At 74.2% G+C, this 11,986-nt stretch carries 6 protein-coding genes and 1 pseudogene; 2 read left to right on the top strand and 5 right to left on the bottom strand.

The features are described 5' to 3' along the window. On the bottom strand, positions 1-2,524 hold a 2,524-nt coding region (locus CCN72_RS30710; protein WP_244174562.1), incomplete at its 3' end, for a sensor histidine kinase. 292 nt (positions 2,525-2,816) lie between these two features. Between CCN72_RS30710 and CCN72_RS30700 the strand changes: the two genes are divergently transcribed. Then, entirely contained in the window at positions 2,817-3,365 is a 549-nt protein-coding gene (locus CCN72_RS30700) for a hypothetical protein (RefSeq protein WP_402149447.1), read from the top strand. Positions 3,366-3,538: 173 nt separating this feature from the next. Next, complete coding sequence (locus tag CCN72_RS30695; protein ID WP_202442874.1) at positions 3,539-4,318, top strand: IclR family transcriptional regulator; 780 nt, start codon at positions 3,539-3,541, stop codon at positions 4,316-4,318. 60 nt (positions 4,319-4,378) lie between these two features. Here the strand turns inward: CCN72_RS30695 and CCN72_RS30690 are convergent, their stop codons facing one another. The 4 genes and pseudogenes from CCN72_RS30690 to CCN72_RS40925 form a co-directional block, all read right to left on the bottom strand. Then, positions 4,379-9,022 carry a hypothetical protein gene (locus CCN72_RS30690; RefSeq protein WP_086811320.1) on the bottom strand — a complete coding sequence of 1,548 codons (4,644 nt, stop codon included), beginning with the start codon at positions 9,020-9,022 and terminating at the stop codon, positions 4,379-4,381. A gap of 133 nt (positions 9,023-9,155) precedes the next feature. Continuing rightward, entirely contained in the window at positions 9,156-10,034 is an 879-nt protein-coding gene (locus CCN72_RS30685) for a hypothetical protein (RefSeq protein ID WP_086811319.1), read from the bottom strand. Positions 10,035-10,164: 130 nt separating this feature from the next. After that, on the bottom strand, positions 10,165-11,676 hold the full coding sequence (locus CCN72_RS30680; protein WP_346080422.1) for a hypothetical protein: 1,512 nt from the start codon (positions 11,674-11,676) through the stop codon (positions 10,165-10,167). A 184-nt stretch (positions 11,677-11,860) separates the two neighbouring features. Continuing rightward, a pseudogene (locus tag CCN72_RS40925) lies at positions 11,861-11,986 on the bottom strand (GntR family transcriptional regulator); the annotation flags it as partial.

Below are 11,986 nucleotides of genomic sequence, written 5' to 3'. Positions count from 1 at the left end.
CCGCGAGCCGCACCGGGGCGGCGATCGCCCGGCGCGGCAGGGCCACCGGCCCGCCCCGGTGCGGCTCGCGGTCGGCGCGCTGCTCCTCGCGATCGCTGCTGTGGGCGTCCAGGCCGGCGCCGTACGCGTCCTCGGCGGTGCCGTACGCGTCCGTGTCGGAGCCGTACGCCTCCCCGGTCCCGCGGTCGGCCGGGTCCGTCGGGTTGCGGCGGCCGGGCTCAGGGCGGTGGGCGCGCTGATCGGTGACCGGTTTGCCGTGCGAGCTGACCAGCTTGGGCGGCTGGCGGCGCGGCAGCGGTACGAGTCCGTGCTCGCCGGTCTCCTCCCCCGCCGGGCGGTCCGCCGGACGGTCGTCGCCCGGCTCCTGCGCGGGGCCGTCGTCCCCGCCCCGGGTCAGGGCGCGGCGGTGGCGGAAGAGGCCGCCGCGTTCGCTGTCCTCGTCCGGCAGGGCGCCGGGGAAGTCGTCCAGGGCGTCGAGGTCGACGGGCGCCTCCAGCTCCACGGGGCCGTCCAGGACGGTGGTGGACAGACCGGAGAGCGGCAACGGGGCCCGGGAGCCGCCGGCGGCTCGCCCGGAGTTCTTCGCGGTGCGCTCGCGGTCGAGCCGGAAGCCGATGCCGTTGGTGTCCGGGACCTCGTCGCTGAGCAGCGCGTCGGGGATGAACACGATCGCGGTGGTGCCGCCGTAGGGCGAGGGCTGGAGGGAGACGCGCACGTTCTGGCGCTGGGCGAGCCGGCTGACCACGAACAGGCCGAGCCGGTCGGTGTCGGAGAGTTCGAACTCGGGGGTCTCGGCCAGGCGCAGGTTGTTGTCCAGCAGCGCCTCGGGCGTCATGCCGAGTCCCCGGTCGTGTATCTCCAGGGTGAAGCCGTTGGCGACCCGCTCGCCGATGACCTGGACGGCGGTGTGCGGGGGCGAGAACACCGTGGCGTTCTCCAGGAGTTCGGCCACGAGATGGGTGAGGTCGGCGACGGCCGGGCCGGTCACGGCGACCCGCGGCAGGCGTCGTACCTCGACCCGCTCGTAGTCCTCGACCTCGGCGACGGCGGCGCGGACCACGTCCATCAGCTGCACGGGGCGGCGCCACTGCCGGGAGGGCGCCGCGCCGGAGAGGATCACCAGGCCCTCGGCGTGCCGGCGCATCCGGGTGGTGAGGTGGTCCAGGCGGAAGAGGTCGGCGAGTTCGTCGGTGTCCTCGGTGCGGCGTTCCATGGTGTCGAGGAGGGTGAGCTGCTTGTGCAGCAGCACCTGGCTGCGGCGGGCGAGGTTGACGAAGACCTCGGAGACTCCGGCGCGCAGCTCGGACTGTTTGACGGCGGCCTCGACGGCGGCCCGCTGAAGGGTGTTGAGGGCCTGTCCGACCTCGCCGATCTCGTTCTGGTCGTACTCCAGGCGCGGCACCTCGGTCTCCACGTCGACCTGTTCGCCGACCGACAGACGGCGCATCAGGCCGGGCAGCCGGACGCCGGACGCCTCGTGCGCCTCCAGGCGCAGCCGGCGCAGGTCGCGGATGAGGCCGCGGCCGATCCGGACGGACAGGACCAGGGAGAAGAGCAGGGCGAGCAGTCCGAGCAGGCCCGCGACGGCGCCCTGGGCGATGACCCGCATGGCGACGGGGTGCATACGGTCCTGGAAGCGGTCGCCCGCCCGGTCGTCCAGGGTGCCGAGGTCGGCCAGGGCGCTGCCCGCGGCGGAGTCCCAGTTCTTGGCGGTGACACCGTCGGGGGTGCCGGAGCCGTGCTCGATGACGGACTGCTCGGCCGAACGCAGCGGGGCGGTACCGGCGTTGTCCCAGAACCGTTCGTAGCGCTCGCGTTCGGAGGCGGGCAGCAGCGGGAGGCTGATGTCGTACAGCAGGGTGCGCTGGGCGACGAGGTCGGAGATCTCGCGGATCTCCTCGCGGGTGAGCCGTCCCACCACCAGGGAGGAGCCGAGCAGGGCGTCCTCACGGGAGAGCAGTTCACGGGCGCGGTTGAGGTTGACCAGGGCGTGCGACTGCTTGTCCATCTCGACGTCGTCGATGCCGTCGAGCCCGGCGAGCAGCGAGTAGCAGGGGTCGATCAGGCGGTTGTAGAGGTCGAGTGCCTGGGCGCGGCTGATGGTGCCGCCCTCGACGCTGTGGCGCAGCGAGTCCAGGCCGCTGAAGGCGTCCAGAACGGCGGTGAGGTGTTCGCTGCCCTGGGCGCCGAGGCCGTGGCGCAGATGGCGCTTCCGCGCGTTCTCGCGGACCTTCGCGATCGCACGGTCGCTGGCGGTGCGGGTGCGCTGGAGCGCCGACAGGGAGTCGGCGGCGCGTGGGTCGGCGAGGTAGACGAGGGTCTGGCGGCGCTCCTGTTCGAGCACGCGGACGGTGTCCTCGGTGGGATAGCCGATGTTCTGCATGACATCGGAGACCCGGAAGAGCTGGGCCACGTCACGGCCCGTGACCACCGTGGCGAAACCCCAGATGGCGGTCAGGGACAGCAGCGGCACGAGAAGCAGCGCCACGATCTTCCGGCGGATCGACTTCCCGCGAAAGCGCATGGCCTCCCCCAGCTCGACCCCCGCGGGCCGGGGGTGCGCATGTGCGTCAACAAACGGCGCGAGCCTACTACCGCCATACAGGTAACTCGAAGGCATGTCCGGAAGGTGAACTTCCGTAGCGGCGGCGGTACGGGGCGAGTTGTCCGGGCATTGCGGGAGATTGCCACCGCGATCCGGCGGGTACCCCGGAGCCGGACACCATGGCAGGGAATGGCGGTTGGCTGGAATTTTTCCCAGGGCGGGAATCTTCGCGGGGTCTTGTTCGTCCTTCTCTACGGGAGTTGGGGGCGGATTGGGCCGCGGAAGCCCCGTCCCGCGTCCCGGCCGCGTAAATCCGCGCAAGCCGGGCAGCTACTGGGGAGTCGGGGCTTCGGGGCGAGGGGCCCTCGGGCGGTGGGGAGTGAGTGACACGGTGAAGGGCACTGCGGAGCGGTACGGGATACAGCGCGAGCACCGGCCCTTGTGGGTCGAGGAGCCCGCGCGGCGGCATCCGCTGCCCGATCCGGTGCGGACGGCGGCGGTGCGGGCGCTGATCATCATCTCGGTCACGCTGATAGAGGCGATGGTGGCGTTCCTGTGCACCATGGCGGAGTCCTGGCCCGCGTTCCCCATGGTGATCAGCAGCGTGGCGAGCACCGTGGTGGCCACCTGGGCCGTGGTCGACGTCTGGGTGACCCGCCAGGTGTGGAACCAGCGGTACGGCGTGGTCTCCGAGCCCAGCAGCACGGCTCGCGCGCTGCGCAGGGAGCGGCGGGCGCGCCGGCGTGCGGAGCGGCGGGCGCTGCGGGAGCAGGAGCGGATACGGCGGCGGGGCGGCGCGGGGCAGCTGTCGCACCCCTGAGCCGAACCGCGAGCCGAGCCGCGAGCCAGGACGCGAGTCGCCCCGCGAGTCGGAATCCGCTCGGCCACCGGCTGGAATCGGCCACTTCGCTACGATGAAGTTTCGTATGGCGCGGACATGAGCGCCGTGCGCAACAGATTCCGGACCGGCCGACAGGTGGTGGGAGCCCAGCCATGGCCCACGCGCAGAAGCAGCAGCCGGCCGGGGCGGTGCAGTCGGTGGACCGCGCCGTGAGCGTGCTGGAGATCCTCGCCCGGGACGGCGAGGCGGGCGTCACCGAGATCGCCACCGAGCTGGCGGTGCACAAGTCCACGGCGTTCCGGCTGCTCGGCGTGCTGGAGCACCGGGGGCTGGTGGCGCAGGCGAAGGATCGCGGCAAGTACTACCTGGGCGCCGGTGTGCTGCGGCTGGCCGGGGCGGCGGCGGTGCGGCTGGACATCTCCCAGGAGGGCGTCCCGATCTGCCGCGAGGTCGCCGACGAGCTGGGCGAGACCGTGAATCTCGCGGTGCTGGACGAGGACGCCGCCGTCAACATCATGCAGGCCCGGGGCACGGCGTCGGTGGCCGCGCAGAACTGGCTGGGCCGGCGCACCCCGCTGCACGCCACCTCCAGCGGCAAGGTGCTGCTCGCGCATCTGCCGCCCGCCGCGCGCGAGAGCCTGCTCGCGCGGCCCCTGCCCCGGTTCACCGAGAACACCGTCACCGACGCCGAGACGCTGCGGGCCGAGCTGGACCGCGTGGTGGAACGGGGCCACGGCGTGACGGTCGAGGAGCTGGAGCCGGGTCTCGCCGCGGTGGCCGCGCCGGTGCGGGCGCACGACGGCGAGGTGATCGCGGCGATCAGCGTCTCCGGCCCGGTGTACCGGCTGAACCGGGACCGGCTGACGGAGGTGGCCCGGCGCACGGTCGCGGCGGGCACGGAGCTGTCCCGCCGCATGGGGTACGGCTTCTGAGCGACGGCCACCAGGAGGCTGCCCGCGCGCTGTGGGCCGGGCGGGCGGCCCACAGCGCCGCTACGCGTTGACCGCCGGCTTCTTGAACATCCTGGTGGCGGTGATCTCGCTGTGCACCGTCTCCCCCGCCTGCGGCTGCTGGGGCAGGCCGGGGCGCAGGTGTTCCTCGACGCTGATGTACTTCAGTCCCGCCCGCAGGTCCGCGTCATTGCGCAACCGGATGACCAGCGGGAACTCGGCCAGGGCCGTGGTGTCGAACAGGCCCGTGGTGTACAGGAGCTGGACGCCGAGGGCGTCGGAGACGGCTCGCTGGAGTTCCAGGAGGTAGGTCGCGTTGGCGCGGCCGATGGGGTTGTCCAGGAACAGGGTGCCCGCGTGCCGGTGCTTGTCGCGGCCCCGGTCGTTCGAGCGCAGCGCGGCCATGGTGCAGTACAGGGCGATGGCCGCGGTGAGCAGCTGGCCGCCGGAGAAGACGTCGCCCATCTGCCCGACGGGGACCCGCTCGGCGCGCAGCACCGCGTCGGGCTTGAGGATCTCGACGGCCACGCCCTTGGGCTCCAGGGCCGCCGCGACACCGCGCAGCAGCAGGGACATGCCGTCGCGCCGCATGTCGGAGTTCTTCTTGACGGCGGCGCGGGTGGCGTCGTCGATGACCTCCCCGAGCCGTTCGGTGAGCGTGGCCTGGTCGGGTTCCTCGAAGCGGATGCGCAGGAACTCCTGGCCCGACCATTCGCCGAGCCCCTCGGGGAGCCGGGAGAGCCGCTGGGCGGAGCGCAGGGTGGCCAGGGCCGACTCCACGAGGCCGCGCAGCCGGTCCACGATCGAGTCGCGGTTGCGCTCCAGCTGGGCCAGCTCGTCGGTGAGGACCCGCAGCCGGGGCGCGAAGGCGTCCGCCCACTTCTGCGCGTGCTCGGGCAGCGCGGCGGCGGGCAGCTCGCGGATCTGCTGCCGGGCGGGGGTGCGGACCTGCTCGTAGCGCGTGGAGTTGGCGTGCCGGACCAGCACATCGCTCGCCTCGCGCACACCGGCCTCGGCGGCGGACAGGTCGGCGGCGCAGCCGCGCAGCGAGCGGCGGGCCTCGGCTGCGGACTGCCGTGCCTCCTCCAGGTCGCCGGGGTAGGGCTCGGTCTCCTCCGGCTCCTCCTCGCCGGCCTGTTCGCGCAGCAGGTCGCGGAGCATCGCGGCGGTCTCGTCGAAGCCGCCGGCCGCGTCCTCGGCGGCGCGATGGGCGGCCAGCAGTTCGCCGTGCGCGTCGCGAGCCCGCGCCAACGCCTCGGTACGGGTGGTCAGTTCGGTGGTCGCGGTGCGCAGCAGGGCCTGGGCGTGCTCGGCGTCGCGCGGTACCTGGTCCGCGGGCAGCTCGGTGTGCGCCTCGCCGTCCTCGGGGGCGTGCCGCTCGGCCTCGCCGCGCAGCCGGCCGAGCTGCTCGCTCGCGGTGGACATCCGGGTCTCCAGGAGCTGCACCAGCTCCTCGGCGCGGGCGGCGGCCGCCTGCCGGGAGGGCCCGTCGGAGCCGTCGGGCGACTGGAGGAGCTGCTCGGCGCGGGTGCGGACCTTGTTGCTGAGTCGGTCCAGTTCGGCGCGGGCGGCGCTCTCGTCGCTCTCGGCGCGGGCCTGCTCGGCGCGCAGATCGGCGCCGACGCCGACCTTCTCGTACAGCTGGGACGCGGCCCGGTACGCCTCGCGCAGGGCGGGCAGCGACGCCTTGGGCGCATCGGTCTCCTCGACCGGTACGTCGTCGGGGGCACCGGCGATCTCCGCGCGCTCGGCGCGCAGCGCGCGGGCGGTGCGGCGGGCGTCGTCGGCGGCGCGCTGGGCGGCGCGGCGGTCCTCGTCGGCGGCGCGGGCGCGCTCCAGGCAGCTCTGGGCGCGGGCCTCGGACTCGGTGGCCTCGTCGGCGAGTTCGCGCAGCCGGGCCTGCCAGCCGGCGCGTTCGCGCAGCCGGAAGGCGAGTCCGGCGAGGGCGTCGGCGGCGCGCCGGGCCCTCTGCGCGGCCTCCTGGCGTTCGTCGCGCAGCCGTACGGCCTCGGCGGCGCTCTCCTCGGCCTCGGCGCGCAGGGTGCGGGCCTCGGCGAGTTCGGCCTCGGACTCCTCGGCGAAGGCGCGGGCCTCCTCGGCGGCGCGGGCCAGTTCGGCCAGGCGGCCCGCGGGGCAGCCGGTGCGCCAGGAGGTGAGCCGGGCGGCGAGTTCGCGGTCCTTGCCGAGCCGGGCGGCCAGGGTCCGGATCTCCTCGTCGCGCTCGGTGGCGCGGGCGCGCAGGGCCTGGCGTTCCTCGTCGGCGGCGTGCTCGTCGTGCATGGCCGGGTTCGGCGGCACCAGGAACACGCCGTCCGGGGCGGTGCCTTCGGCGGGGGTCGGGGCGAGCAGGGCGGCGGCGGTGCCGACGGCCACGGCGGAGCGCGGCAGCAGGGCGGCGTCGGCCAGTGCCTCGCGGGCCCGGGCGTGGGTGTCGGGGTCGGTGATGATGACGCCGTCGACCAGTTCGGGGCGGGCGGCGAGCACCCGGGCGTGGTCGGCCGGGTCGACGGCCTGGGCGAGATAGCGCCAGCCGGGCAGCGCGGGGATGCCGTGCTCGCCGAGGAACTCGACGGTGGCGAGGACGTCCGGGCCGGGCGGCAGCAGTCCGCCGTCGCCGAGCGCGCCGAGGATGCGGGAGTCGTCGGCGGCGGCCGTGCGCAGGTCGAAGAGCTGGCGTTCGGCGGTACTCACCGCGTCGTCGAGAAGGCTCCGCAACTCATCGGCGCAGCGGTCGAGTTCGGCGGCGGTGAGCGGGCCGGCGGGCAGTCCGTCCTGGTCGGCGCGCGGGGCGCCGTCGGTGTCGTCGGTGCGCTGGGCGGGCAGGCCCGCGCGGGGTGCCGTACCGGGCAGGCCGAGGAGTTCGGCGAGGCGTTCCTCGGCGGCCAGCGCGTCCGCGAGGCGGCGTTCGGCCTCGTGGGAGCGTTCGGCGGCGGTCGCGGCGTCGGCGGCGCGGGCCGCGGTCAGCTCGGCGCGGGACTCGGCGGCGGCCGTCTCACGGGCGTGCTCGGTGGCCGTGCGGGCGGCCTCGCGGGCGGTGTCCCAGGCGGCGACGGTGGTCTTCTCGGCGTCCGAGGCGGCGAGCGCGGCGCGGGCCGGGTCGGCGTCGGGGGCGCTGTCGTCCAGCCAGCCGGCGCGGACCGCCTCTGCGGTCTCCTGCTCGACCTCGGTGAGCCGCTGGCGCAGATGGCCGGCCTCGCTGCGGGCGCGCTGGGCCTCGGTGGCGGCGGCGGTGGAGTCGCGGTGGGCGGCGTCACCGGCCTCCTGGAGGGCGGCGGAGCGCTCTTCCCCCTCGTTGGCCAGGTCCTCGGCGCTCCCGGCGGCAGCGTGCAGCGCCCGGACGAGTTCCACGGCGGCCTTGGCGCGGGCGGCGAGGGCGGGGGCCGCGTCCCGCTCGGCCTCCTGGATGGCGGCGGAGACCCGGGCGACGCGGTCGGCGGCGGCACGGTGGCGCAGCACGGCCTCGGCGGCCTGCCAGGCGGAGTGCAGGGTGCGGGCGTCGGCCAGCTCGCGCTTCTGCGCGGCGGCGGCCTTCTCGGCGGCGGCGAGGGCCAGCGAGGCGTGCCGGTAGGCGAGTTCGGCGGCGACCAGGGAGCTGCGTTCGCGGGCGCCCTCGGAGTGGGTGACGGCGTACGCGGCGGCGGTGACCCGCTGGGCGAGGTCGGCGGCCCGGACGCGTTCCTGTACGGCGCGTGCGGACAGCCGCCGGGCGAGGGTACGGGTGCGGCGCTCGGCGCCAGCGTGGATGTCCCGGGCGCGGCCGCGGGTGTCGGCGGCCTCCACGATCCGGCCGAGCAGGTCCACCGAGCCGGCCGTGAAGTCGCGTTCGGCGATCAGCTCGGCGCGCCGGCCGAGCTTGTTGCCGAAGCCGCTGACCAGGTCGGCGAGGCCGTCGGTGTCCCGGGTGTCGGTGACCGCGCGCAGCAGCAGGTCGGTGAAGTCGGAGTCCTTCTTGACCGCGAAGAGGCCGGCCGCCTCGCCCTCGTCGGCGTTCATCTCCCGCTGGTAGCGGAAGAGTTCGGGGTCGAGGCCGAGGTCGCCGAGGTGCTCGGTCCAGCGCTCGTGGATCTCCTCCCAGTGCACCTCCAGATGCGGGTACGCCTTGCCGCCCTCGGTGAGGGCGTCGCGGAAGCCCTTCATGGTGCGGCGGCGGCCCTGGGCGCCGGACGCGCCCTCGGCGGCCGGGCGTACGGCGGTGGACTCGGCCACCGGGAGGTTGTCCAGGCTGAGTCCGGGGCCGGGACGGAAGGAGTACCAGGCCTCGGCGAACTTGCGCGGGTCGTTGGAGACCTGGCGGCCGCGCCACTCGCTGACCTTGCCGACGACCACGCACTCGCCGGTCTGCACATGCTGCCACTCCAGGGCCACATGGCCGCAGTCGTCGGCGAGCAGGAACTTGCGCAGCACGCCGGAGCTGGCGCCGCCGAGGGTGTTGCGGTGGCCGGGGAGCATCACCGAGAAGATCAGCTTGAGCAGGACGGACTTGCCGCCGCCGTTCTCCAGGAACAGCACGCCCGCGGGCGCGGGGCGGCGCGGCGGGCCGGACGGCTCCTCCGCGAAGAACTCCGCCTGGGTGGGCGCCGGATCGGGCACGGGCTCGCCCACGCCCCGCAGGTCAAGCACGGTGTCGGCATAGCGCGCACCGGCGGGCCCGATGGAGTAGAGGCGGACCCGGGACAGCTCGTACATGGCGGACTCTCGTAAGTCTGGTGAAAGGTGCGGTCGTTCGGGGGCGCGGGGCGCGTCAGCCCTTCAGTGCTTCAGTGCTTCAGTGCTTCAGTGCTTCAGTGCTTCAGTGCTTCAGGATCGGCCCTTTGGTGCTTCAGGAGTGGAAGGGGAGGCCCGCGTCGGCCACCAGCTCCAGGTCGTCGGTGTCCTCGGCGGGCAGCAGGCTCGCGGTGCCGTCGGTCACCGGGACCACGCCCAGCTCGATCAGTTCGGCCATGGCGGCGGTGCCGGCCAGGTCGCGGACCTGGAGCTGGTAGCGGGCGGTGGTGCGGTAGGTGCCGCCGCCTTCGTCGCCGGTGCGCTGGAGGAAGCCGGAGTCGGTGAGGAAGGCGAGGGCCTTGGCGACGATGCCGGTGGTGGAGGAGGCGGGCCTGCGGGCGTCCTTGGTGGCGCCGGTGGCGCTGCGTCTGGCCCAGATCCGCCAGGCGGCCTCCAGGCCGGGCGCGTCGGTGGCCGGGTCGGTGTTCTCGCCCTGTTCCTCGGCGCGTTCCTCCAGGCGGCGGCAGGCCTGGCGGACGAACGCGTCGACGCCGTTGACCGTGACCCGGCCGATGTAGCCGTCGTCGGCCAGGTCCTCGGGGCGCGGGAACGCGAGGGCGGCGACGGCGAGATGGGCCAGGCCGTGCAGGAAGCGGTCGCCGGAGTCGGCGGTGGTGCGACGCGCGTAGTCGCCCATGCGGACGGCGAACACCGAGTCCTCGGCGGCGGTCACGGCCATGCCGGCGCGCGGGGACACCTCCAGGACGATGAGCCCGAGGCCGGTGGCGACGGCGTCGGCGAGCCGTGCGAACGCTGGGTCCTCGCGGTAGCGGCGCAGCAGTTCGGTGTAGTCCTGGTCGCGGGCGGGCTGGAGCTTGGGCTGGAGCCCGTAGGCGACGAGCCGCGCCGCGTCGGCGGCGTCGGCGGGGGTGACGGCGGCGGTGGCCGACGGGGCCGGGGCCTCGGTGTCACTCCACTCGACGTGCTCGCTCACGGCTTTGACTCCTTGTCGCTCTCTGACTTGCTCATGCTGCTTGTGGACCACTCGACCATGCTGCTTGTGGACCACTCGACCATGGTCCGCAAATGTCGCATATGGCCCGCTGGTGTCGCATACGGCCCGCTCACGCCGCCCGGTCCGCCGCCATGCCGGCCGCGTCCAGCAGCGCCATGCCGACGATCAGATCGGCGCCGCCGAACTCGTGGTCGTCCAGCTCGGTGCCGTCGTCCACGGCGAACAGCAGCTTCTCCTCGCCCTGCCGGTAGGCGGTGCCGACGGCGGGGCTGGCCGCGTGCACCGCGAGGAGGGCGACGAGGTAGGCGAGATCGGGGTCGCCGGTGCGCCGGGCCTCGGCGAGCAGCCCGGAGAGTCTGCGCGGGGCGTCGGCGGGCAGGTCGAGCAGGTCCATGGCGGTGGCCAGCTGCTCCTCGCTGAACCGGCTGTCGTCCGGCGTCGCGATCAGGTCCGGCTCGGGCATCTCCGCGCCCAGGTGCTCGCGCTCCACGGGCGGGGTCAGCAGGATGTCCACGAGGTCGGCGACCCGCACCGAGACGGGGGTGCGCAGGCCGGTGCCACGGGCGAAGAAGGCGTCCGTGACCCGGGTGGCCCGCTCGGCGGGGAGGGTGAGCACCGGGGCGACCAGATGGCCGTACAGGTCTATCCCCGCGGTGCTCGCGGGCGTGGCGAAGGCCTGCCGGTCCTGTTCCGCGCGGAACAGCGGGCCCGCCTCCAGCAGCCGGGACTGGAGCTGGGTGTGCCGGCGGATGCAGTCCTTGACGATGTCGACCAGCTCGGCGGCGCGCCGCTTGTGCTCGGGCTCCTCGGTCTCGTCGCGGGCCTTGCGGATGTTGGTGAGGATCGCGTTCTCGTGCCGGTAGCGGTCGGCCACGTGGTCCAGGGCCTCGGCGATCATGTCGGGGACGGCGTTGAGCCAGTCGACCGCGCGGACGTTGCGACGGGTGGCGTCCAGGGCGCGGCGCAGGGTCTCGGAGTACTGCACCGTGCGGTAGCGGGCCTGTTCGGCGGCGAGCTGGGCGTCGGCGAGCCGGCCCCGGTTGATCAGCACCTCCAGCTTGACCTCGGCGGCGATCTGGGCGCTGGTGACGTCGGTGTCGAGGGCGCCGACCAGGACGTTGACCGCCTCGTCGGTGGTGCGCAGATACACCGTGCCGCCGGGGCCGGGGACCTCTTCGATCAGCTTGAAGTCGTAGTCGCGGCGGACATACGTGCCGTCCGCGGCGAAGGTGCCGTAGACGGCGCGGAAGCCGCGGTCCACGCTGCCGACGTTGATCAGGTTCTCCAGGACCCAGCGGGCCACCCGCTCGTGCTCGGCGGTGGGGCGGTGCGGGGCCTGGGCGGCGATGCGGGGGATCAGCCGGGCGACGATCTGCTCATGGTCGGCGCCGGTGTCGAAGTCCATGTTCAGCGTGACCAGGTCGATGGCGGCGAGGGCCACCTCGGCCATTCCGTACACCGAGTACTCGCCCGCGAGGCTGCCCTTGCGGGCGTCCAGGTCGTGCAGCGGCGCGGTGCACGCGAGGGCGCGCAGCCGACGGGCGAGGCCCTCGTCGGCTGCGGGCCCGGGCGCCGGGCGCTGAGCTGCGCTGAGCTGGGGCGGAACGGTCTCGGAAGTCACGGTGCACAGAGTAGGTCCTCGGTCTGACATCTACCCAAACGGGAAGCCGCCGAAGGACAGATCGTCGCATTTCGGCTGCCGGTCCGTCGTGGCCGGTTTTCGGCTGCCGGTCCGTCGCGGCCGGTCGCGCCCCGCGGCGGAGCCGCAGATCGATGCAGCCCCGCACCCCTACGGGGCGTGTTCCTCACTGACTCTGCGCCGAACTGACTCTGCGCCGATAGACCTCCACCACCCGCTCCAGCGAGTCCGCCAGGTACCTCTCCAGCAGCCCCTCCGCCGCGCCCCGCTCCCCCGCCTCCAGCGCGCCCAG

It is taken from the genome of Streptomyces murinus, assembly GCF_002154555.1.
Taxonomy (GTDB): Bacteria; Actinomycetota; Actinomycetes; order Streptomycetales; family Streptomycetaceae; genus Streptomyces; species Streptomyces murinus.
Note: the sequence above shows the minus strand (reverse complement) of the source record. Positions and strands in the feature narration are given on the sequence as shown.